This is a genomic window from Streptomyces sp. NPDC051243 (assembly GCF_044455405.1).
Taxonomy (GTDB): Bacteria; Actinomycetota; Actinomycetes; order Streptomycetales; family Streptomycetaceae; genus Streptomyces.
Window position 1 is genome coordinate 380,428 of record NZ_JBITES010000010.1, and the last position, 21,885, is coordinate 402,312.

The following is a 21,885-nucleotide window of genomic DNA, read 5'->3' on the forward strand; positions in this document are numbered from 1 at the left end:
GCGAGCGCTGACCGGCTGTCAGCTGTTGCGCGGGGTGACCAGGCCGGACTCGTAGGCGAGGACCACGAGTTGGGCCCGGTCGCGGGCGTGGAGTTTGGTCATGGCCCGGTTGATGTGGGTCTTCGCGGTCATCGGGCTGATCACCATGCGGTCGGCGATCTGGTCGTTGGACAGGCCCTGGGCGGCCAGCGCGACCGCCTCGCGTTCGCGGCCGGTCAGCTCCGTCAGTGCGGCGCCGGTGGTGGCGGGGAGGGGCGCGGTGACGTATCGGTGGATCAGCTTGCGGGTGATGGACGGGGCGAGCAGGGCGTCGCCGCGGGCGGCGACCCGTACGGCGTGCAGGAGGTCCTCCGGCACGATGTCCTTGACCAGGAACCCGGCGGCGCCCGCGCGCAGGGCTTCGAAGACGTACTCGTCCATGCCGTAGTTGGTCAGCATGACGACGTGCACGCCGCTCAGGGCGGGGTCCGCGGCGATGCGCCGGGTCGCCTCGATGCCGTCCATGACCGGCATCCGGATGTCGATGAGCGCGACGTCGGGCAGATGCTCCTCGGCGAGCGCCAGACCCTCTCGGCCGTCGGCGGCTTCCGCCACCACCTGGATGTCGTCTTCGAGGTCGAGCAGCGCGCGGAAGCCGCTGCGGATGAGCGGCTGGTCGTCGACCAGCAGGACACGGATCATGATGCTCGTTCCACGGGGAGTTCGGCCTGGACGGTGAAGCCGTGCTCGGCGCGTGGTTCGGCGCGCAGCCGGCCGCCGAGGGCGGTGACGCGTTCGCGCATGCCGAGCAGCCCGAGGCCCGGGGCCGGGGCGTCGTCGGGGGTGGCCTTGCCGTCGTCGTCGACCTGGACGGACAGCGCGTCGGGCCGGTGTTCGATCCGGACCGTCGCGGTGGTGGCACTGGCGTGCCGGGCGGTGTTGGTCAGCGCCTCCTGAACGATGCGGTAGGCGGTGCGGCCCACCGCGGCCGGCACGTCGCGCCGCTGCCCTTCGACCGTCAGCGTCGCGTCCAGGCCGATCGAACGGGCTCGCTCCACGAGTTCCGGTACGTGTTCGAGGCTCTGCGGCGGGGCCGTGTCGTCGTCGCGCAGGGCCTCCAGGGTCGCGCGCAGCTCCCGGGTCGCCTCCCGCCCGGCCGCCTGGATCGCCAGCAGCGTGTCGGGCACCTGCTCGCCGCGTCTGCGGGCCACGTGGACGGCGACCTCCGACTGCACCTTGATGACCGAGATCTGGTGGGTGAGGGAGTCGTGCAGCTCCCGCGCGATGTGCAGCCGCTCCTCGTCGGCTCGGCGCCGAGCGGTCTCCTCCCGGGTGCGTTCGGCTTCCTCCGCCCGCTGCTCGGCCTGCCGCAGCGCTTCCCCGGCGGCGAAGGCGGCGATCAGCCAGGCGATTTCGAGTACGTTCCGGGACTGCGCGAACGCCTCACGCGCCGGCCCGTCGCTGAAGACCAGGGCCGTGAGAGGGAGGGCGACGAGCAGCGACACCGATGCCGCGACCGTGAGGGCCCGGTGCCCGGCTCGCACGGCGCCGTACACCGCGACCAGGTACGAGACCGCGAGCACCTCGAAACCCGCCGCCTCGTACCCCACCGCGCACAGGCCGGTGACCACCAGCACGGCGAGCGGAGCCCTGCGCCGGGCGAGCAGCGCCAGACCGCCCGCCGCCAGCAGCACGGAGCCGAGCAGCTCGCGCTGTCCGCCCGGGTGCTGCCCGGACAGCCCGGCGCCCAGCAGCAGCGCCGCCACGCCGACGGCGATCGCCCAGTCCACGGCACCGGCCGGGACACGAAAACGCCCTGGGTCCATGCGCGCACCCTAGCCGGACGGGTGCCGCGGCGAGTCCCGCCCGCGCACGAGCGGCCGGCTACCGCGTCCGCGGTACTTGCCCGCGGCCTGCCGCGTCCGCAGCAGGCGGCTGCCACGTCGACGGCAGGCCGAAAAGACCGCACCCGCCGGACGACCGGCAGCGCGGTCGACAGGCACGCTCAAGGCACAGCGAAACCACGGAACTCGCCAGGTACGAAGGAGGAGAGCGGCATGAGCGCAGCAGAGGTTCTGACGGCGGCGGCCGAGGGCGGCGTCATCGGCGACGGGCGGACGGGGGCCAACCTGGCCCTCGGGGTGGGGCTGATCGGCGTGATCGTCGGCTGGCTGGCCCTGGCCCGCGTCGCCGGCCGAATCAGCACCGGCAACGTACGCGCCGGAGCAATGTCGGCGATGGCGGTGGGCCTGGTCGGCACAACCCTCGCGGCCCTCCATCTGGCCACCTCCAATGGTGGTCCCGGCACCGGCAACGGGATGGTGGGAGCCGTGGTGGCCATCCCGTTGGGGCTGACCGCCATGGCCCTCGGCCGGCGTGCTCTCACCCGCTGACTGCCGGGCCGCCGCCCCGCTCGGCTCGTTGCTCCTGCCGCATCCGCCATCCGTACCGGGTGATGCCACGTGGCTTGTAGACCGAGAGGGCCGTGGTGGTGAGCAGTACGGCCACTGCCGCCGCGGCGTCGACGACGAGCTGGACTCTCATGGCGCCGACGTCGGAGCCGGACAGCTCCGTCCGCGCGGCGGCGTCCGCCACCTGGTCGGCCACCCGCATGTGCAGCAGGAGGAGGAACGTGGCCAGGACTGTCAGGGCCAGCTTGACCAGCACCCAGTAGTGACGCAGCAGTCCCCATGTGGTGCCCAGTGACTGGACGAGACCGGTCGCCAGCGAGGCGAAGGCCAGCGGGACGATCACGTACCGGCCCAGCACCTCCAGGGCGAAGTACGTCCCGCTGACCCGCTGGGCGTCCGGTCCGGTCAGGCCGACGACCGCGAGTACCAGGAACGCGGCGACCGAGCCGAACCAGCCGACCGATGAAGCAACGTGCGCGGTCAGGGCGAGTTTGCGGACACCGGGCGCCATCGCCATCAGTGGCCGCCGTGCATACCGGGGCCCACGCCGCTGCCGGTGAGGTGCAGGACGAGGAACAGGACGACCACGGCGAGCGCCACGGCCCCGGAGACCTTCACCCAACGCGGTGCGCCCGGGGCCGTTGCGCGGTCGCGCGCCGCACCGGCGGTGGGCTCGGACGGTGAATCGGTCATGCGAATCCCCTCGCTCGGGCGGGTGCGGTCGGCGGGTTCCTCCGCGGCGGCAAACATTTATCGATACAGTGTGTCTACGTCAAGTCGGAATGTGTCGGATCCGTCGCCGCGTACACTGTTGCGGTGCCGAAGCTGTGGGACGAGACCATCGAGGAGCACCGCCGCGCGGTACGCGAGGCGGTGCTGCGGACCACGGCGGCGCTCGTGGCCGAGCAGGGGCTGCGCGGGGTGACGATGTCGCGGATCGCGCAGGAGAGCGGCATCGGGCGGGCCACGCTGTACAAGTACTTCCCGGACGTCGAATCGATCATGATGGCGTGGCACGAGCGCCGGATCGCCGGCCACCTCGAGGAACTCGCCGAACTCCGCGACCGCCCCGGCACCCCCGGCGAGCGGCTGGCGGCCGTGCTGGAGCGCTTCGCGTTCATCCAGCAGCAGCGGCACGGTCATGGGGGAGAGCTCTCGGCCGTCCTGCACCAGGGCGGCCACGTGGCACACGCCGAGCAGCAGCTGCGTCACTTCGTCCGGGGCCTGCTGGCCGAGGGAGTCCGGGCAGGCGAAGTCCGGGACGACGTCGCGCCGGACGAGCTGACCGGGTACTGCCTGCACGCGCTCTCCGGGGCCGGCGGCCTGTCCTCCGGGGCCGCGGTGCGCCGGCTCGTCGCGGTCACGCTGTCCGGGCTGCGTCCCTCCTCCTGAACCGGGTCCGCGTGCCCCCGAGGCCGGGGAGCGGGTTCGACCTCCTCGTGGTTCCATGGGAAGTTCCCTCGCCGACGCGTAACGTTGAGCACCATGAAGATCCTCATCAGCGCCGACATGGAGGGCGCCACCGGCGTGACCTGGCCGGGTGACGTGCTGCCGGGGACACCTCAGTGGGAGCGGTGCCGGGGGATGTTCACCTCGGACGTCAACGCCGCCGTGCTGGGCTTCCACGACGGCGGCGCCGACTCCGTCGTCGTCAACGAGGCCCACTGGAGCATGCGCAACCTGCTGCTCGAACGGCTCGACCAGCGGGCCGAGATGCTCACCGGCCGCCACAAGGCGCTCTCCATGGTCGAGGGCGTCCAGCACGGCGACGTGGACGGCATCGCCTTCGTCGGCTACCACACGGGCGCGGGCATGCCGGGCGTCCTCGCCCACACCTACCTCGCGAACCAGATCACCGGGGTGTGGCTGAACGACGTACGGGCGAGCGAGGGACTGCTCAACGCGCACGTCGTCGCCGAGTACGGCGTCCCCGTCGTCCTCGTCACCGGCGACGACGAGGCCTGCGAGGACGCGCTCGGGTACGCGCCGCAGGCGCTGAAGGTCGCCGTCAAGGACCACGTCTCGCGGTACGCCGCCGTGTGCCGCACGCCGGTCAGGACCGCCGCCGACATCCGCGCCGCGGCCAAGGAGGCGGCCGCGCTGGCGGTCCGTCACGAGCCCGTGAGCGGCGGACCGTTCACGATCGCGGTCGAGTTCGACGCCGAGCACCTCGCGATGGCCGCCACCGTCGTCCCCGGCGTCGAACGGATCGGTGAGCGAAAGGTGGCGTACACCAGCGAGCGCATGTACGAGGGAATCCGTACCTTCAAGGCGGTCACCACGATCGCCTCGGCCGCGGTGGAGGAGCAGTATGGCTGACGGGCAGGCACTGGACGAGGTCGTGACGTTCACCTCCGACCTCATCCGCATCGACACGACCAACCGGGGCGGCGGCGACTGCCAGGAGCGCCCGGCCGCCGAGTACACCGCCGCGCGGCTGGCCGAGGCGGGCCTGGAACCCACCCTTCTGGAGCGCACCAAGGGCCGGACGAACGTCGTCGCACGCATCGAGGGCACCGACCCGTCGGCGGACGCGCTGCTCGTCCACGGTCACCTGGACGTGGTGCCCGCGCAGGCCGACGAGTGGAGCGTGCACCCCTTCTCCGGGGAGATCCGCGACGGCGTCGTGTGGGGACGGGGCGCGGTCGACATGAAGAACATGGACGCGATGATCCTGGCCGTCGTCCGGGCCTGGGCCCGCGAGGGCGTACGGCCCCGCCGGGATGTCGTGATCGCGTTCACCGCCGACGAGGAGGCCAGCGCCGAGGACGGCTCCGGATTCCTCGCCGACCGGCATGCCGGACTGTTCGAGGGCTGCACCGAGGGCATCAGCGAGTCCGGCGCGTTCACCGTCCACGACGGCGGCGGGCGGCAGATCTACCCCCTCGCGGCCGGGGAGCGCGGCACCGGCTGGCTCAAGCTCACCGCACGCGGGAGGGCCGCGCACGGCTCCCGGCCCAACCGGGAGAACGCGGTGACCCGCCTCGCCGCGGCCGTCACCCGCATCGGCGCCCACGAGTGGCCGCTGCGACTGACCCCGACGGTCCGCGCCGCCCTCACCGAACTCGCCGCGCTGTACGGCCTCGACGCCGACCTGGACGACGTCGACGGCCTGCTGGAGAAGCTCGGCCCGGCGGCCAGGCTCGTGGAGGCGACCGTCCGCAACAGCGCCAACCCGACCATGCTGGAAGCCGGGTACAAGCTCAACGTCATCCCCGGCGAGGCCGTGGCATACGTCGACGGCCGCTATCTCCCCGGCTTCGAGGACGAGTTCCGCGCGACCGTCGACGAACTCACCGGGCCGGACGTGGAGTGGGAGTTCCACCACCACGAGGTGGCCCTCCAGTCGCCCGTGGACTCGCCGACGTACGCCCGGATGCGCGCCGCCGTCGAGGAGTTCGCGCCCGAGGGGCACGTGGTGCCGTACTGCATGCCCGGGGGCACGGACGCCAAGCAGTTCTCCCGGCTCGGCATCACCGGCTACGGCTTCTCACCGCTGAAGCTGCCGGAGGGCTACGACTACGGTGCCATGTTCCACGGCGTCGACGAACGCGTGCCGGTGGAGGCGCTGCACTTCGGCGTCCGCGTCCTCGACCGCTTCCTGCGCACGGCCTAGGAGAGTTGGGGGAGACGGTGCGGACGCTGGCGTACGGTTCCTGGCCCTCGCCCATCGACGCGGCCCTCGCCGCAGCGCACGAGGGGCGCCCCGAGTACGTGGGCTTCGTCGGCGACGAGGCGTGGTGGACCGAGCCCCGGCCCACGCAGGGCGGGCGGCGGACCCTGGTGCGGCGGCGGGCCGACGGCCACGAGGAGTCGGTACTGCCGGCGCCGTGGAACGTGCGCAGCCGGGTCGTCGAGTACGGCGGGCAGCCCTGGGCCGGAGCGATGGTCGACGGCCGGTGGCTCGTCGTCTTCGTCCACTTCGCCGACCAGCGGCTCTACCGGTACGAGGAGGGCGGCGAGCCGCGTCCGCTCACTCCGGTGTCCGCGGTGGGCGGTGGGCTGCGCTGGGCTGAGCCGCAGGTGCGGCTCGGGCTCGGTGAAGTCTGGTGCGTCCTCGAGGAGTTCACGGGGGACGGGCCCACTGATGTGCGGCGCGTCCTGGCCGCCGTACCGCTGGACGGCTCGGCGGCCGAGGACCGGGACGCCGTACGCGAACTCACCGACGACCGGCACCGGTTCGTCACCGGCCCGCGGATCTCGCCGGACGGGCGGCGCGCGGCGTGGCTCGCCTGGGATCATCCGCGGATGCCGTGGGACGGTACCGAGTTGCTGGTCGCCGATGTCGGCGCCGACGGCACCCTCGGGATCCCGTATACAGCCGCCGGTGGACCGGAGGAGTCGATCGCCCAGGTTGACTGGTCGACGGACAACCGTCTTCTGTATACAGCCGACCGTACGGGCTGGTGGAACCTCTACCGCGACGGCGAACCGCTCTGCCGGCGTGAGGAGGAGTTCGGCGGACCGCTGTGGAAGCTCGGCCTGCGCTGGTTCGCCCCGCTGGAGAGCGGACTGATCGCCGTCGTGCACGGGCGTGGGTCGGCCGTCCTCGGGATACTGGATCCCGAATCCGGCGAACTCGTCGACGTGTCCGGCCCCTGGACCGAGTTCGCGCCCACGCTCGCCGTGAGCGGGGACCGGGTCGTGGCCGTCGGTGCCAGTCCGCGCAGCGCCTACGAGGTCGTCGAGCTGGACACCCTCCCCCAAGTTCTCGGCTCCGCTCGAACCGGGGGGACCCCCATCGGCCGGGCCCGGGTGATCGGAGCCGCGCACGAGGACGCCGTGGACCCCGCCCACTACCCCGAGCCCCAGATCCGCACCTTCACCGGCCCCGCCGGACAGGACGTCCACGCGCACATCTACCCGCCCCACAACCCCGGCTGCACGGCCCCCGACGACACACCGCCGCCGTACGTCGTGTGGGCGCACGGCGGCCCCACCGACCGGGCGCCGCTCGTGCTCGACCTGGCCATCGCCTACTTCACCTCGCGCGGCATCGGAGTCGCCGAGGTCAACTACGGCGGCTCCAGCGGCTACGGGCGGGAGTACCGCAACCGGCTGCGCGAGCAGTGGGGCGTGGTCGACGTCGAGGACTGCGCCGCCGTCGCGCTCGCCCTCGCCGACGAGGGCACCGCCGACCGCGACCGGCTCGCCATCAGGGGCGGAAGCGCGGGCGGCTGGACCACGGCCGCGTCGCTCACCACGACCGACGTCTACGCCTGCGGCACGATCCTCTACCCGATCCTCGACCTGGAGGCCTGGGGCACCGGAGAAACGCACGACTTCGAGTCCCGGTACCTGGAGACCCTCGTCGGCCCCCTCGCCGAGGTACCCGGACGGTACGCGCGGCGCTCGCCCACCACCCAAGCCGACCGCGTCACCGTGCCCTTCCTGCTGCTCCAGGGCCTGGACGACGTGATCTGCCCGCCCGCTCAGTGCGAGCGGTTCCTGGCCCGTACGGCGGGGCGCGGGGTGCCGCACGCCTACCTCGCCTTCGAGGGGGAGGGTCACGGGTTCCGGCGGGCGGAGACGGTGATCCGCGTCCTTGAGGCCGAACTCTCCCTTTACGCCCAGGTCTTCGGGCTGAACCCGCCCGGGATCCCGAAACTGGAGCTCGCCGAGTGACACAACCCGTACGGCCGCTCGTGCGACCGGCCCGACTCGCCCCTGGCGCCCGCGTGGCCGTCGTCGCGCCCAGCGGACCCGTGCCCGAGGAGCGGCTCCAGGCCGGCCTCGACGTGCTGCGCGGCTGGGATCTCGACCCGGTGGTGGCACCCCATGTGCTGAACCGGCACCCGGAGTTCGACTACCTCGCAGGAACGGACGCCGACCGTGCCGCCGATCTCCAGGGCGCCTGGTGCGATGCGTCCGTGGACGCCGTGCTGTGCGCCCGGGGTGGGTACGGGACGCAGCGGATCGTCGACCTGCTCGACTGGGACGCGATGCGCGCGGCCGGACCGAAGGTGTTCGTCGGCTTCAGCGACATCACCGTGCTGCACGAGGCGTTCGCCACCCGGCTTGGCCTGGCCACGCTCCACGGGCCGATGGCGGCGGGCATCGACTTCATCAAGAACACGCGGGCACAGGAACATCTGCGGGCCACCCTGTTCGAGCCGGAGTCGGTGCGCACGATCACCTCCACCGGCTCCGCCCTGGTCCCGGGCCGGGCACGGGGCGTCACGCTCGGCGGCTGTCTCTGCCTGCTCGCCGCCGAGCGGGGCACCCCGCACGCCCGGCCCTCCGCGCGCGGCGGCCTGCTGTGCCTGGAGGACGTGGGCGAGGAGACCTACCGGCTCGACCGCTACCTGACCCAACTCCTGCGCGCCGGCTTTCTCGACGGCGTGCGGGGCGTGCTGCTCGGCTCGTGGCAGGAGTGCGAGCCGTACGAGCCGGTGCGTGCGCTGCTCCGCGACCGGCTGAGTGGCCTCCGTGTGCCCGTTGTGGAGGAGTTCGGCTTCGGGCACTGTGAAGGAGCGCTGACGATCCCCTTCGGGGTGAGCGCCGTGCTCGACGCCGACGCGGGGACGTTGACCCTCGACGAGCCCGCGCTGGCCTGACCGCTCTTCACTGAATCTCCGTCAACAACCTTCAGTATGCGGATTGACCTGGTCTGACACGTGTCACACCATGACAACCGGCCAGTCCTTACTGGTCGGTAAGCAGGGCTGTCCTCAGTGTGGAGGTCTCCGTGTCCCGTCGTGTGCCCAGATCCCGAGCACCACTCGCTCTCGTCCTCGGCGCCACGCTCACCGCACCCCTCACCCTCACCGCCCCGACCGCCGCCGCGGCCGGCCAGTACACCGTCTCGGCACTGAAGTTCACCGTCCAGGCAGGCGGCCGCACCTGCACCGTGGACGCCGACCTGTACCGCCCGGCCGGCGTCGACCGCGCCCAACCGGCACCCGCCGTCCTCGCCACCAACGGCTTCGGCGGCAGCAAGTCCGACGGCTCGACCGACGCCATCGGCAAGGCCTTCGCCCAGCGCGGCTATGTCTCGCTCGTCTACTCCGGGCTCGGCTTCGGCAGGTCCGGCTGCCTGATATCGCTCGACGACCCCACCATCGACGGCGTCGCCGCCTCACGACTGATCGACTTCCTGGGCGGTGGGCGCGCCGCCGACGACGGCACGAAGGCCGACTTCGTCAGCCTCGACGCGCCCGGCGACCCGCGTGTCGGCATGGCGGGCGGCTCCTACGGCGGCGCCATCCAGCTGGCCACCGCGGCCGTCGACCAGCGTGTCGACGCGCTGGTCCCGATGATCACCTGGCACGACCTCGCCTACTCCCTCGACCCGAACAACGTCGTCGGCAGTGGCAGCGTGCCCGGCGCCTTCAAGTGGCAGTGGGCCAACGGGTTCTACCTCATGGGCGAGGGCCAGCCCCTGCTGGAGCCGAACCTCGACCCGTCCCGCATCAACTCCATCGCCTGCCTGCACTTCGTCACCAAGGCCTGCGACACGATCCGCACCCTCAACTCCGGCCGCTATCCCGCGAAGCGGACGGCCGAACTGCTCGACTACGCGCACAGCGTCTCCCCGGTGTCGTACCTGAACCGTGTCAAGGCACCGACCCTCCTCGTCCAGGGCCAGGCCGACAGCCTCTTCAACCTCAACGAGGCTACGGCGACGTACAAGACGCTCAAGGCCCAGGGAACGCCGACGAAGATGATCTGGCAGTCCTGGGGCCACAGCGGCGGCCTCACCGACCCGGCCGCCGGCGAACTCAACCTCGGCCAGGGCAACTTGGAGACCAGCTACGTGGGCCGGCGCATCCTCGCCTGGTTCGACCGGTACCTGTGGAAGCGGAACGTCGACACCGGGCCGGCCTTCGCCTACTACCGCGACTGGATCACCGACCCGGGCGGCACCTACGCGACCGCCGACCGCGTCCCCGGACCCACCCGGACGCTCTACCTCTCCGGCGACGGCAAACTCGTCGACAACCGGGGGAAGGTGGCGCGCGGCAGCCGTACCTACACCAACTGGCTCGTCCCGACGAGCCATTCGGAGAGCTCGCTGGCCGGGGCCATCGGGTTGCCCGACCCCGCCCCCTACGACACCAAGGGCACCCACCTCGGCTGGACCAGCGAGCCGCTCCCACGCACCACCGACGTGGTGGGGGCGCCCCGGGCCACACTGAAGGTCGTCTCCCCGACGGCCGAGCGGACCCAGCACTCCGGGGACGCCGCCGACAAGCTCGTGCTGTTCGCCAAGCTGTACGACGTCGCGCCCGACGGCACGCAGACGCTGGTGCACCGGCTGGTCGCGCCGGTGCGCGTGCCCGACGTCAGGAAGAGCTTCACCCTTACCCTGCCGGGGATCGTGCACCGGTACGAGAAGGGGCACCGGCTGCGGTTCGTGATCGCGGCGAGTGACGACGCGTACTTCGGGAACCGTGGGATCAAGCCGGTGACCGTGGTCAGCGCGCCCGAGGACACGGGGGTGCTGCGGCTGCCGGTGATCGACTGACCGGCCGGAGGGTGCTCACCGTGCGTGATCGCGGCTTCGGGCGCATCCTTGTCATATGACCGCGAAGACGTCACAGAGCGGCAGGAAGGCCGGCGGGCGCCGGGGCAGCCTGGGCGAGTGGCTGACCCCGGCGCGGACCACCGTGCTGGTGCTCGTCGTCCTCTCCCTGGTCTTCATCTTCGAGAACACCCGCACGACCGAGATCCGGCTGCTGATCCCCGAGGTGACGATGCCGCTGTGGCTGGCGCTGCTCGGCATGGGCGTCATCGGTGCCCTCTGCGGGGCGTTCTTCCTGAGCCGGCGCCGCTAGGCCGTGTCCGCAAAGTCCCGTCGTCCGCCCGGAGGGCAGGCGGGACTTTGCGGACACGGCCTAGGGGCTTCAGGAGCCGACGCCGCCAGGGAGTCGTAGGCTGGCGCAATGCCGCACCCCCCGTCCCGCTATCTCGCCGAAGGCCCTCGCGTGGGCATACGTCACTTCACCTACGAGGACGGCGCCGAGTTCGCCGCACGTGCCCGGGAGAGCAAGGATCTGCACCATCCCTGGCTGTTCCCGCCGGACAGCGCCGGGGCGTACGCCGCCTACGCGGGGCGGCTGATCGAGGATCCGAGCAAGGCGGGGTTCCTGGTCTGCGCCAAGGACGACGATGGGGGCATCGCGGGGTTCATCAACATCAACAACATCGTCGAGGGCGCCTTCCAGAGCGGCGCCCTCGGCTACGGTGCCTTCGCCCACGCGGCCGGGCGCGGCCTGATGCGGGAGGGCCTCGACCTGGTGATCGGCCATGCCTTCGGGCCGATGCGGCTGCACCGGCTCGAGATCAACGTCCAGCCCGGCAACACCGCCTCGATCGGCCTGGCCCGCGCCTGCGGGTTCCGGCTCGAGGGCTTCTCGCCGGGCATGCTCTTCATCGACGGGGCCTGGCGCGATCACGAGCGATGGGCCATCACCGCCGAGATGCGGACTTCCGGTTGATCTTCATCGTGTCCAGGTCGGTGACCGTCGACCGCAGATCGCGGTAGCCGTAGCCCAGCCCCCGGAGCGCGGTCTCGGCCCGGTCCTCCGCGATCGCGCCGGCCATCTCCTCGCCGTCCGCCGCGTCCGAGACCACCACATAGCGCATCGAGAAGTGCTTGAGCGGTGAGGGCTCGTAGGAGAGCGACCCCTCCTCGGTGAACCGCATGCTGGTCATGCCGTGCCCTGGCGCCTCGGCGAGCAGTCGCGACCGCGCCTCGTCGGTGAGGCCGTCCCAGGTTCCCCGGACGATCACCCGGTACGTGTGCTGCTCGCTCATGCTCCCGCTCCCTCGAATTGGCGTTGAGGGCCGACTCTACGTCGGCGAGGATGGCTCGCATGCGGAATTTCGTCGTGCTCGACGCCCCGTCCAATCTGGGCCTGCGCCCGCCCGCCCCCGGCACCGTGCCCGGCTGCTACAAGCTCGCCGGCGCGCTGCGAGAGCAGCGGATCGTCCAGCGGCTGCGGGCGCTGGAGGGAGGGGTTGTGGTGCCGCCGCGCTACGACCGGGGTGACTGGCGGGAGGGCGACGGTGTCTTCAACGCGGCCGCCCTCGCCGCCTACACCCGCAAGCTCGCCGACCGCATCGAGCACCATGTGCGCGCCGGGGACTTCCCGGTGGTGCTGGGCGGCGACTGCTCGATCAACCTCGGTGCCGCCCTCGCCCTGCGCCGCATCGGCCGGTACGGGCTGGCCGTCGTGGACGCCTCGCCCGACTTCCGCCACCCGGGCAACTCCGAGCGGGTGGGCGCGGCGGGCGGCGAGGAGGTCGCCCTGGCCACCGGGCGCGGGCAGGAGGACCTGACGAACCTGGAGGGGCTGAAGCCCTATCTGCAGGACGAGGACGTGCGGTACTTCGGCATCCGGGACTGCTTCGAGGAGGACCGGGCCGAGCTCGCCGACCTGAAGATTCCCGTGGTGACCGTCGGGGACCTGCGGGAATGGGGCGCCGAGGCGCTCGCGTCCGTCACCCGGCAGGCCTTCGAGGTCCCGCAACTGGACGGCTTCTGGGTGCACCTGGACGCCGACGTCCTCGACCCCTCCGTCATGCCCGCGGTCGACAGCCCGGACCCGGACGGCCTCACACCGGACGAACTCGTCGCGCTGCTCCGGCCGTTGCTCGCCTCCGGCCACTGCGTCGGGCTCAACATCACGATCTACGACCCCGATCTGGACCCGGAGGGCACGGCGGGGGCGTTGCTCACGGACATCGTGGTGTCCGCCCTGGATCAGGCCTGACGGTCCACGTACTCGTAGATCGCCCCGTCCGGGTGCATCGCGATCAGATTGCGGCCCACCGGCGTCGGCACCGGACCCGCGATGATGTGCGCGCCCAGCTCGCTGAGCACCTGGTGGGTCTCCTCGACGTCCTTGACCGCGATCGTCGCCGCGACCTTGCGGAGCACCTCCAGCTCCGACTCGGGTCCGCTCATCAGCAGGAAGCAGCCGACGGCGGCCACCTGCACGCCCCCGCGTTCGAAGCGGAGGGCTGTGCCGCCCGCGAGGCGTTCGTAGAAGGGGACCGCGGTTTCCAAGTCGTCGACGCAGACGCGCAGCGTGGCTCCCAGAATGTCCATGCGGAGAGCCTAGTTGGATGCGCCGGGGCACGGAGATCGTTCACGCGATCCCCTCACTCCCCGTTACGTGCACCCCTGTACGGGTACTCGGCGGCCATGGAGCGCTTGGATCACCTTGAGCATCTGGACAAGCAACTGGTCGACGAGCTGGCGCAGGTGGCGCGCGAGACGGTGCGCGACGAACTGCGCGAGCAGACGCGCAGGCAGCGCCGCCGGGCCATGCTGTACGCCGGGTCGGGCGCCGTCGCCCTCTACGCGGGCGCGGCTCTCGCGCTCGCCCTCGGGCTGGGCCTGGCGGCCGGGCTGCCGGACTGGGCGGCCGCGCTGATCACCGCGGTGATCCTGGGCGCGGTGGCGTACGCGCTGCGCAGCGCGGCACGCCCGTCGGCCTCCCGCCCGACGCCGGAGCGTCAGGCCGAGGCCGCCGCCGCCCACGGACGCACAGTCGGCGGTACGGCACCGGCCGCCCCGCCGGGCGGGCTCGGTCTGCCGTACCCGCCGATGCCGCCCGGCCCGCCCGGGACGGCAGCGCCGGGCGCGGCGGCACCGGGCACGCCCGAGGCACGGCCACCGCACCCGGACGACATCGACCCCGAGCAGCCGCACCATCGTGCGTGAGCTGTGCCCGAGCAGCCGCACCATCGTGCGTGAGCTGTGTGAGCCGCGTGCGTGACGCCGTCGGCCGGACGTAGCGTCACGCCACCCGGTAGTCCTGCACCTCCTCGGCCCGCAGGGCCAGACCGTGGCCGATGCCCTGCGTCGGGGCCACTGTGCCGCCCGTCGGGTCCAGGGCGCCGTCGAAGAACATGTCCTCCAGGCGGACGTGGTCGTGGAACCACTCGATGTGCCGGAGGTTGGGGATCGCGGCGGACGCGGCGGCGTGGGCGTGCGGGGCGCAGTGGGCCGAGACGTCCAGGCCGTGCGCCTGGGCGAGGGCGGCGGCGCGGAGGAACTCCGTCAGGCCGCCGCAGCGCGTGGCGTCGATCTGGAGGCAGTCGACCGCGCCCGCGGCGATCATGCGGGCGAAGTAGGGGAGGTCGTAGCCGTATTCGCCGGCCGCGACGTCGCACGGCAGGGTGTCCCGGACCAGGCGCAGGCCGGTGAGGTCGTCCGAGGACACCGGCTCCTCGAACCAGCCGACGCCGTGCTCAGCGAGGGCCCGGCCGACGCGGACCGCCTGCTTGCGGCTGTAGGCGCCGTTGGCGTCCACGTACAACTCGGCCTCCGGGCCGATCACTTGGCGGGCCGCCCGCACACGGGCCATGTCGCGCAGGACCGCCCCGCCCCGGTCCTCACCGATCTTGATCTTCACGCGCGGGATGTGCTGACCGTGCACCCAGCCGTTCAACTGCGCCTCCAGATGGGTGTCGTGGTACGTCGTGAAGCCGCCGCTGCCGTACACGGGAACGTGTTCGCGGCAGGCGCCCAGCAGCCGGGCGAGGGGCAGTTCCAGCAGGCGTGCCTTGAGGTCCCACAGAGCGATGTCGAGCGCCGAGATCGCGCACGCGGCGACACCGGGCCGGCCGGCGTTGCGCACGGCGCGGGACATCGCCTCGTGCACGGCGGGAATGTCCAGGGCGTTGCGCTGCTCCACCAGGGGCGCGAGGTGGTCGCGCAGGAAGTCGCCGATCGCCGCCGGCCCGTATGTCCAGCCCGTCCCGGTCGCGTCGCCCGCCGTCACCTCGGCGATCACCACGGTGGTGGAGCTCCAGGCCAGCGTGCCGTCGGCCTCGGGGGCGTCGGTGGGCACCGTGTAGACGGAGACGACGGGGAGATGCAGCTTCATCGCGCGGGACCGCCCCTCGCCACGGTCGTGGCGCGCCGATCGGCGGCCGCACGAGGGAAGGAGCCGTACTGGGGCATGGGGGGACACCTCCGGGACTGCCGCGTCGGCGGGGGCGGGTCGCCGTTCCGGGTACCCGGAGGTCCGGCCGGAAACCCGGTCCGGGCCGGTTGACGGGCGAGGAAACCGCGGGCCGCCCGGATGGACGTTTGGCACTCCGCGCCAGGGGGACGCGGAAGTCTCCCGAGGTACGCGACAGCGAGTGAGCCGGCGGGCCGCGCCGGTGTCGGGAGCCCGTTCGTGCTCAGCCCTTCGGGCCTCCGCGCGTTCTGATTCCCGACACCGGCTGAGGACGCCCGGAGGCGCACGAGCCAACAAAGACGCCGGAGGCCAACCGTGAGTCGACCCCGCATCGTGATCGTCGGCGCCGGATTCGCCGGGTACCGCGCGGCCCGCGCCCTGTCCCGGCTGACCCGGCACCGGGCCGACGTCACCGTGCTGAACCCGACCGACTACTTTCTGTACCTGCCCCTGCTGCCCCAGGTCGCCGCCGGCATCCTCGAACCGCGCCGGGTGACCGTGTCGCTCTCCGGCACCCTGCCCGACGTACGGCTGGTGCTGGGTGAGGCCGACGCCATCGACCTCGACGGGCACGCCGTGCACTACACCGGGCCCGAGGGCGACGAGGGAACCCTGCCCTACGACCGGCTGATCCTCGCCGCGGGCAGCGTCAACAAGCTGCTGCCCATCCCGGGCGTCGCCGAGCACGCGCACGGCTTCCGGGGTCTGCCCGAGGCGCTGTATCTGCGGGACCATGTGACCCGGCAGATGGAACTGGCGGCCTCTGCCGACGATCCCGAGAACTGCTCGGCGCGGTGCACCTTCGTCGTGGTCGGCGCCGGATACACCGGCACCGAGGTCGCCGCGCAGGGCAAGCTCTTCACCGACTCCCAGGTGCGCAAACACCCCCTGCGGGCCGGAATGCGGCCGCGCTGGCTGCTGCTCGACATCGCCGAACGCCCCCTGCCCGAGCTGGACGAGCGGCTGTCGCGCACCGCCGACCGGGTGCTGCGGCAGCGGGGCGTGGAGGTGCGGATGGGCACGTCCGTGAAGGAGGCGACGCACCGGGGGGTCCTGCTGACCGACGGCGAGTTCGTCGACACCCGCACGCTGGTGTGGTGCGTCGCCGTACGGCCCGATCCGCTCGCCGAGTCCCTGGGGCTGCCGCTGGAGCGGGGCCGTCTCCTGGTCGACCCGTATCTCCAAGTGCCGGGCCGTTCGGAGCTGTTCGCCGCCGGGGACGGCGCCGCGGTGCCCGACCTGGAGAAGCCCGGCCAGTACACGCCCATGACGGCGCAGCACGCCTGGCGGCAGGGCAAGGCCGTGGCCCGCAACGTCGCCGCGTCCCTGGGCATCGGTGAGCGGCGTCCCTACCGCCACCGGGATATGGGCTTCGTCGTGGACCTGGGCGGCGTCAAGGCGGCCGCCAACCCGCTCGGCGTCCCGCTGTCCGGGGTGGCCGCGGGCGCGGTCACCCGCGGCTACCACCTCGCCGCGATGCCCGGCAACCGCGTCCGCGTCGCCGCCGACTGGCTCCTGGACGCCGTACTGCCGCGCCAGGCGGTGCAGTTGGGGCTCGTACGGTCGTGGTCGGTGCCGCTGGACACCGCGTCGCCTGAGCTGGCCCGGGTGCCGGGCGGGCCGGAGAAAGGGGCGGCGGCAACGGGCGAGAGGACACGGGAGCGGGGTCCGCAGAAGGCAGGGGAGAGGCGGTCGCAGGCCGGTCGGGGAGCCGACGGGCCGGTGGAGGCCGGGGAGACCGAGGAGTCCGACAGAAGCCGGCCGGCTGGTGAGCCCGCGAGGAACCGACCCGGTGGCCGCCCCGCCAAGGGCACGGGGTCGGGGTTCGGGGAGCACCCTGATGCCACGGAGGCCCAGGACAGCAAGCGCTTCGGCGCGCCCGCTTCCGCTCGGCACGTCGGCGCCGGCAGGAGCGCCGAACCGCCCGACCCCGTCCAGGACCCCGACGCCGCCAGGCATCCCGAACCACCCGGCCCCGTGACGCGCTCCGATCTCCGAGCCGCCCAGGAACCGCCCGCCGACGCCCCCGCGGTCCACAAGCCGCACCCCGAGGACGCCGCCGCACCCGAGCGGCGCCCCGAAGACCCGGCCGCGCACGAGCCGCACCCCGCCACCCCCGGGCGCCACTCCCACCACCCCCCGGAAGGAGCCTCATGAACACCGCCGAACTCGTCGAGCTGGCCCAGCAGTTGCGGGTGGACAGTGTGCGGGCCTCCGCCGCCGCGGGGTCGGGGCATCCGACGTCGTCGATGTCCGCCGCCGATCTCACGGCCGTCCTCCTCGCCAACCACCTGCGCTACGACTTCGACCGGCCCGAACACCCCGGCAACGACCGCTTCGTCCTCTCCAAGGGACACGCCTCGCCCCTGCTGTACGCCGCCTACAAGGCGGTCGGCGCCATCGAGGACGGTGAGCTGCTGACCTTCCGCAAGCTCGGCAGCCGACTCGAAGGGCACCCCACGCCGCGCCAGGTGCCGTGGGTGGAGACCGCGACCGGTTCGCTCGGGCAGGGGCTGCCGATCGGGGTGGGGATCGCGCTGGCCGGGAAGCGGCTGGACCGGGCCGGGTACCGGGTGTGGGTGCTGTGCGGGGACAGCGAGCTCGCGGAAGGGTCCGTGTGGGAGGCCGCCGAGCACGCGGCGTACGAGCATCTGGACAACCTCACCGCGATCGTCGACGTGAACCGGCTGGGCCAGCGCGGCCCGACCCGGCACGGTCACGACCTCGACGCCTACGCCCGCCGCTTCCAGGCCTTCGGCTGGCACACCGTCGAGGTGGACGGGCACGACGTGGACGCCGTCGACCGGGCGTACGGGGAGGCCAGGTCCACCGTCGGGCAGCCCACCGTGATCCTCGCCCGCACCCTCAAGGGCAAGGGCGTCGAAGCCGTCCAGGACCGGGAGGGACTGCACGGAAAGCCGCTGCCGGACGCCGAAGAGGCCGTCGCCGAACTCGGCGGGCAGCGTGACCTGCGCATCCATGTCCACGAGCCACCCGCCGCCCGCGTGCTGCACGCCGTGCAGACCGGGCAGCTCGAACTGCCCCGCTGGGAGAAGGGGGAGGAGGTCGCCACGCGCAACGCCTACGGTGAGGCGCTCGCCGCCCTCGGCACGGCTCGCGGGGACGTCGTCGCTCTCGACGGCGAGGTCGGCGACTCGACCCGCGCGGAGCTCTTCGCCAAGGAACACCCGGACCGCTACTTCGAGTGCTACATCGCCGAGCAGCAGATGGTCGCCGCCGCGGTGGGGCTCGCCACGCGCGGCTGGGTGCCGTACGCCGCCACCTTCGCCGCCTTCCTCACTCGCGCCCACGATTTCGTGCGCATGGCGTCGGTCAGCGGTGCCGACATCAACCTCGTCGGCTCGCATGCCGGCGTCGCGATCGGGCAGGACGGGCCGAGCCAGATGGGCCTGGAGGACCTGGCGATGATGCGGGCCGTGCACGGCTCGACGGTGCTGTACCCCTGCGACGCCAACCAGACCGCGAAGCTCGTCGCCGCCATGGCCGAGCTGCGCGGCATCCGCTATCTGCGCACCTCCCGCGGCGCCGCCCCGGTCGTCTACGGCCCCGACGAGGAGTTCCCCGTCGGCGGCAGCAAGGTGCTGCGCGCCAGTGACCGGGACCGGCTGACCGTCGTGGCGGCCGGTGTCACCGTGCACGAGGCGCTCGCCGCCGCCGACGCGCTGGACCACGAGGGCATCCAGGTGCGGGTCATCGATCTCTACTCCGTCAAGCCCGTCGACCGGTCCACCCTGCGCCGGGCCGCCGAGGACACCGGCTGTCTGCTCACCGTGGAGGACCATCACGAGGAGGGCGGCATCGGCGACGCCGTCGTCGACGCGTTCCTCGACGGGCGCCCGGTGCCCCGCCTGGTGCGTCTGGCCGTCCGCCGGATGCCGGGCTCCGCCTCTCCGGACCAGCAGTTGCACACCGCGGGCATCGACGCGGTGTCCATCGCCGCCGCGGGCAAGCTGCTCGTGGAGGAGGCGGTCGTACGGTGACCGACGACGACACGAAGAAGGTGCGGGCGGGACGCCGTACCGTCGAGGTCAAACGCCCCGGCAAGGTGCTCTTTCCCGGAGGCGGGGGTGCGAAGGAGTACACCAAGGGCGACCTCGTCGACTACTACCGGTCCGTCGCCGCCTTCATGCTGCCGCATCTGCGCGGCCGCCCGCTGATGCTGGAGCGTTACCCGGACGGTCTCGACGGCCCCCGGTTCATGCAGAAGAACACGCCGGACCACTACCCGGACTGGATCACCCGCTTCGAGGTGCCCAAGGAGGACGGCACCGTCTGCCACACCGTCTGCGACGACACCGCCACCCTCGTCTTCCTCACCGACCAGGCCTGCCTCACGGTGCACCGCTGGCTCTCCCGCACCAACCGCATCGACCGTCCCGACCGGCTGGTCTTCGACCTCGATCCGGCCGAGGACTCCTTCGCGCAGGTCAGGTACGCGGCCGAGCTGCTCGGCGAACTGCTCGACGAACTGAGGCTGCCCTCGGCCCCGATGACCACCGGCTCGCGCGGGCTGCACATCGTCGTACCGCTGGACGGGCACCACGACTTCGACGAGGTCCGCGAGTTCGCCAGGGACGTCGCCGGGGTGCTCGAGTCGGCACATCCGGACCGGTTCACCACCGCCGCCCGCAAGAAGGACCGCGGTGACCGGCTCTACCTCGACGTGCAGCGCAACGCCTATGCCCAGACCGCCGTCGTGCCCTACACCGTCCGCGCCCGGCCCGGCGCTCCCGTCGCCACGCCGCTGACCTGGGCCGAACTGGACGACCCGGAGCTGGACGCCCGCCGCTGGAGCATCGCCGACGCCGCGGAGCAGGCCCGCACCGACCCGTGGGCCGGACTGATGAGCCGTGGCCGCGCCCTGGGGCCGGCCAGGCGCAGGCTGAACGCCCTGCGTGACTGAAACCGCCTCGCGGGTTTGACCGGCGCCTTCCAGGTCACTCGGCGCGGGAGGCGCCCATGAATGATTCACAGAACACACCCAAGTCATCCAGACGACAGACGGGCGGGGCGGACGGACAGCCGACCCCGATGGAGGTCCTGCGTCAGGCACGGAGCCAGCTCGCCGAACTCACCGGCATGAACGTGGAGACAGTGACGTCCTTCGAGCACTCGGAGGACGGCTGGACGCTCGAGATCGAGGTCCTGGAACTGACCCGCGTCCCCGACACGATGAGCCTGATGGCGAGTTACCAGGTCGATCTCGACCCCGAAGGACAGCTCACGGGGTACCGGCGCGTGCGCCGCTACGAACGTGGGCGCTCCGACGCACACAGGCCCGGCGGCCGGTAGGTCGCCCGCCAGCGCCCGGCACAACGTCCTGAGACAAGGAGGAACGGTCGGCATGACCGTTGTCCCGGCACAGCAGACCGGCGGCGGAGGCGGCAGCAGCGGCCTCTACGACGTACTCGAGCTCGTACTCGACCGGGGACTCGTCATCGACGCGTTCGTACGGGTCTCCCTGGTCGGCATCGAGATCCTGAAGATCGACGTCCGTGTCGTCGTGGCCAGCGTCGACACCTATCTGCGCTTCGCCGAGGCGTGCAACCGACTCGACCTGGAGGCCGGGCCGCGCAAGTCCCCCGGCCTGCCCGACATGGTCGGCGAGATCACCGAGTCCGGCGCGCGCGGCAAGTCCAAGGGGGCGCTGTCCGGCGCCGCCGAGACCATCTCCGACGCCTTCAAGCAGGCACGTGACGAAGGTGAGGAGCGGCAGGGCGAGGAGCGGCCCAGGCGCGCCCGCAAGTCCACCACGACGCGCAGGAAGGAGGAGCAGGAGTGAGCACGTACGTGTACGGCATCACCGCGAGTTCACATCCCGCGCTTTCGGAGGACCTCGGCGGCGTGGGCGAGCCGCCGCGCCCGGTGCGCGTCCTGAAGGAGGGGGCGCTCGCCGCCCTGGTCAGCGACGCCCCCGAGGACCTGCGTCCCAAGCGCAGGGAACTGCTCGCCCACTCGAACGTGCTCGCCGAGGCCGGTTCGGCCGGCTGCGTGCTGCCCATGCGGTTCGGCAGCGTCGCCCCCGACGACGACGCGGTCACCTCGGTCCTCGCCGAGCGTGCCGAGCACTACAAGGAGCGGCTCACGGCCCTCGACGGCAAGGTCGAGTACAACGTGAAGGCCACCCATGCCGAGGAGGCCGTGCTGCACCGGGTGCTGGCCGCGAACCCGGAGATCCGGGCCATGACGGAGGCCAACCGGCAGGCCGGCGGCGGTTCCTACGAGGAGCGCCTCCGGCTCGGCGAGATGGTGGTCGCCGCGGTCAAGGCCCAGGAGGCCGACGACGCGGTCGATGTGCGGCACACCCTGGAACCGGCCGCGGACGCGGTCAGTGCCGGGCCCGACTCCACCGGCTGGCTCGCCAACGTGTCGTTCCTGGTCGGCCGCGACGCCGTCGAGCCGTTCCTGGCCGCCGTCGAGCAGCTCCGCGAGGGCCATCCGCACCTCGAGCTGCGCGTCACCGGCCCACTGCCGCCGTACAGCTTCGTCGAGCCCGGCCCCGCCGAGCCCGCGGAGAGCGTGGCCGGCGGCGACACGGCGAAGGAGTGAGTGCC

At 72.4% G+C, this 21,885-nt stretch carries 24 protein-coding genes; 17 read left to right on the forward strand and 7 right to left on the reverse strand.

The window, feature by feature from the left end; genetic code table 11:
- Nucleotides 1–18 precede the first annotated feature (18 nt).
- The gene (locus tag ACIBAG_RS26810; RefSeq protein ID WP_399108208.1) at nt 19–681 is read right to left on the reverse strand and encodes a response regulator; all 663 of its coding nucleotides are present in this window, start codon (nt 679–681) and stop codon (nt 19–21) included.
- Complete coding sequence (locus ACIBAG_RS26815) at nt 678–1,805, reverse strand: sensor histidine kinase (protein WP_399108210.1); 1,128 nt, start codon at nt 1,803–1,805, stop codon at nt 678–680. The genes ACIBAG_RS26810 and ACIBAG_RS26815 overlap by 4 nt, the downstream gene beginning before the upstream one ends.
- 231 nt (nt 1,806–2,036) lie before the next feature.
- Here ACIBAG_RS26815 and ACIBAG_RS26820 point away from each other — a divergent pair, with 231 nt between their 5' ends.
- Nucleotides 2,037–2,372: a DUF6223 family protein gene (locus ACIBAG_RS26820; RefSeq protein ID WP_399108211.1), complete on the forward strand. Its 336-nt coding sequence runs from the start codon at nt 2,037–2,039 to the stop codon at nt 2,370–2,372.
- Here the strand turns inward: ACIBAG_RS26820 and ACIBAG_RS26825 are convergent.
- Nucleotides 2,362–2,907 (reverse strand): hypothetical protein, encoded by a 546-nt coding sequence (locus tag ACIBAG_RS26825; protein WP_399108212.1) that lies wholly within the window; start codon nt 2,905–2,907, stop codon nt 2,362–2,364. The two genes, ACIBAG_RS26820 and ACIBAG_RS26825, sit on opposite strands and share 11 nt — an antisense overlap.
- Nucleotides 2,907–3,083 (reverse strand): hypothetical protein, encoded by a 177-nt coding sequence (locus ACIBAG_RS26830; protein ID WP_399108214.1) that lies wholly within the window; start codon nt 3,081–3,083, stop codon nt 2,907–2,909. The genes ACIBAG_RS26825 and ACIBAG_RS26830 overlap by 1 nt, the downstream gene beginning before the upstream one ends.
- Before the next feature lie 123 nt (nt 3,084–3,206).
- On the opposite strand from ACIBAG_RS26830, the gene ACIBAG_RS26835 reads away from it, so the two are divergent.
- From ACIBAG_RS26835 to ACIBAG_RS26870, 8 genes are all read left to right on the forward strand, one after another.
- A complete protein-coding gene (locus ACIBAG_RS26835) occupies nt 3,207–3,782 on the forward strand; it encodes a TetR/AcrR family transcriptional regulator (protein ID WP_399108216.1) in 576 nt (191 codons plus the stop codon).
- 93 nt (nt 3,783–3,875) lie between these two features.
- A complete protein-coding gene (locus ACIBAG_RS26840; protein ID WP_399108218.1) occupies nt 3,876–4,709 on the forward strand; it encodes a M55 family metallopeptidase in 834 nt (277 codons plus the stop codon).
- The gene (locus tag ACIBAG_RS26845; protein WP_399108219.1) at nt 4,702–6,006 is read left to right on the forward strand and encodes a M20/M25/M40 family metallo-hydrolase; all 1,305 of its coding nucleotides are present in this window, start codon (nt 4,702–4,704) and stop codon (nt 6,004–6,006) included. The genes ACIBAG_RS26840 and ACIBAG_RS26845 overlap by 8 nt, the downstream gene beginning before the upstream one ends.
- 5 nt (nt 6,007–6,011) lie before the next feature.
- Nucleotides 6,012–8,015 carry a prolyl oligopeptidase family serine peptidase gene (locus tag ACIBAG_RS26850; protein WP_399108220.1) on the forward strand — a complete coding sequence of 668 codons (2,004 nt, stop codon included), beginning with the start codon at nt 6,012–6,014 and terminating at the stop codon, nt 8,013–8,015.
- Nucleotides 8,012–8,947 carry an LD-carboxypeptidase gene (locus ACIBAG_RS26855; RefSeq protein WP_399108221.1) on the forward strand — a complete coding sequence of 312 codons (936 nt, stop codon included), beginning with the start codon at nt 8,012–8,014 and terminating at the stop codon, nt 8,945–8,947. The genes ACIBAG_RS26850 and ACIBAG_RS26855 overlap by 4 nt, the downstream gene beginning before the upstream one ends.
- A gap of 131 nt (nt 8,948–9,078) precedes the next feature.
- On the forward strand, nt 9,079–10,857 hold the full coding sequence (locus tag ACIBAG_RS26860) for a CocE/NonD family hydrolase (protein ID WP_399108222.1): 1,779 nt from the start codon (nt 9,079–9,081) through the stop codon (nt 10,855–10,857).
- Nucleotides 10,858–10,912: 55 nt separating this feature from the next.
- A complete protein-coding gene (locus tag ACIBAG_RS26865; RefSeq protein WP_399108223.1) occupies nt 10,913–11,167 on the forward strand; it encodes a DUF1049 domain-containing protein in 255 nt (84 codons plus the stop codon).
- A 108-nt stretch (nt 11,168–11,275) separates the two neighbouring features.
- Nucleotides 11,276–11,830, forward strand: a complete 555-nt coding sequence (locus ACIBAG_RS26870) for a GNAT family N-acetyltransferase (protein WP_399108225.1) — start codon at nt 11,276–11,278, stop codon at nt 11,828–11,830.
- Here ACIBAG_RS26870 and ACIBAG_RS26875 read toward each other — a convergent pair.
- Nucleotides 11,802–12,149, reverse strand: coding sequence for a DUF6204 family protein (locus ACIBAG_RS26875; RefSeq protein WP_399108228.1), 348 nt, complete (start codon nt 12,147–12,149; stop codon nt 11,802–11,804). The two genes, ACIBAG_RS26870 and ACIBAG_RS26875, sit on opposite strands and share 29 nt — an antisense overlap.
- 59 nt (nt 12,150–12,208) lie before the next feature.
- Between ACIBAG_RS26875 and ACIBAG_RS26880 the strand changes: the two genes are divergently transcribed.
- Nucleotides 12,209–13,108, forward strand: coding sequence for an arginase family protein (locus tag ACIBAG_RS26880; protein WP_399108230.1), 900 nt, complete (start codon nt 12,209–12,211; stop codon nt 13,106–13,108).
- Here ACIBAG_RS26880 and ACIBAG_RS26885 read toward each other — a convergent pair.
- A complete protein-coding gene (locus ACIBAG_RS26885; RefSeq protein ID WP_399108232.1) occupies nt 13,099–13,446 on the reverse strand; it encodes a VOC family protein in 348 nt (115 codons plus the stop codon). The genes ACIBAG_RS26880 and ACIBAG_RS26885 overlap by 10 nt on opposite strands.
- Before the next feature lie 96 nt (nt 13,447–13,542).
- On the opposite strand from ACIBAG_RS26885, the gene ACIBAG_RS26890 reads away from it, so the two are divergent.
- Nucleotides 13,543–14,064, forward strand: coding sequence for a phage holin family protein (locus tag ACIBAG_RS26890; protein WP_399108234.1), 522 nt, complete (start codon nt 13,543–13,545; stop codon nt 14,062–14,064).
- Nucleotides 14,065–14,140: 76 nt separating this feature from the next.
- On the opposite strand, the gene ACIBAG_RS26895 is transcribed toward ACIBAG_RS26890, so the two are convergent.
- On the reverse strand, nt 14,141–15,232 hold the full coding sequence (locus tag ACIBAG_RS26895) for an enolase C-terminal domain-like protein (RefSeq protein WP_399108236.1): 1,092 nt from the start codon (nt 15,230–15,232) through the stop codon (nt 14,141–14,143).
- Between the two features lie 393 nt (nt 15,233–15,625).
- On the opposite strand from ACIBAG_RS26895, the gene ACIBAG_RS26900 reads away from it, so the two are divergent.
- The 6 genes from ACIBAG_RS26900 to ACIBAG_RS26925 are packed head-to-tail and all read left to right on the forward strand — an operon-like array spanning nt 15,626 to nt 21,880.
- On the forward strand, nt 15,626–17,467 hold the full coding sequence (locus ACIBAG_RS26900; protein ID WP_399108238.1) for an FAD-dependent oxidoreductase: 1,842 nt from the start codon (nt 15,626–15,628) through the stop codon (nt 17,465–17,467).
- A complete protein-coding gene (locus ACIBAG_RS26905; RefSeq protein WP_399108240.1) occupies nt 17,464–19,311 on the forward strand; it encodes a transketolase in 1,848 nt (615 codons plus the stop codon). The genes ACIBAG_RS26900 and ACIBAG_RS26905 overlap by 4 nt, the downstream gene beginning before the upstream one ends.
- On the forward strand, nt 19,308–20,234 hold the full coding sequence (ligD, locus tag ACIBAG_RS26910; RefSeq protein ID WP_399108242.1) for a non-homologous end-joining DNA ligase: 927 nt from the start codon (nt 19,308–19,310) through the stop codon (nt 20,232–20,234). Before ACIBAG_RS26905 ends, ligD begins: the two co-directional genes overlap by 4 nt.
- A 56-nt stretch (nt 20,235–20,290) precedes the next feature.
- Nucleotides 20,291–20,623 (forward strand): gas vesicle protein, encoded by a 333-nt coding sequence (locus ACIBAG_RS26915; protein WP_399108243.1) that lies wholly within the window; start codon nt 20,291–20,293, stop codon nt 20,621–20,623.
- A 52-nt stretch (nt 20,624–20,675) separates the two neighbouring features.
- Entirely contained in the window at nt 20,676–21,113 is a 438-nt protein-coding gene (locus tag ACIBAG_RS26920; protein WP_399108245.1) for a gas vesicle structural protein GvpA, read from the forward strand.
- Complete coding sequence (locus ACIBAG_RS26925) at nt 21,110–21,880, forward strand: GvpL/GvpF family gas vesicle protein (protein WP_399108247.1); 771 nt, start codon at nt 21,110–21,112, stop codon at nt 21,878–21,880. Before ACIBAG_RS26920 ends, ACIBAG_RS26925 begins: the two co-directional genes overlap by 4 nt.
- The last annotated feature ends 5 nt before the right edge of the window (nt 21,881–21,885 follow it).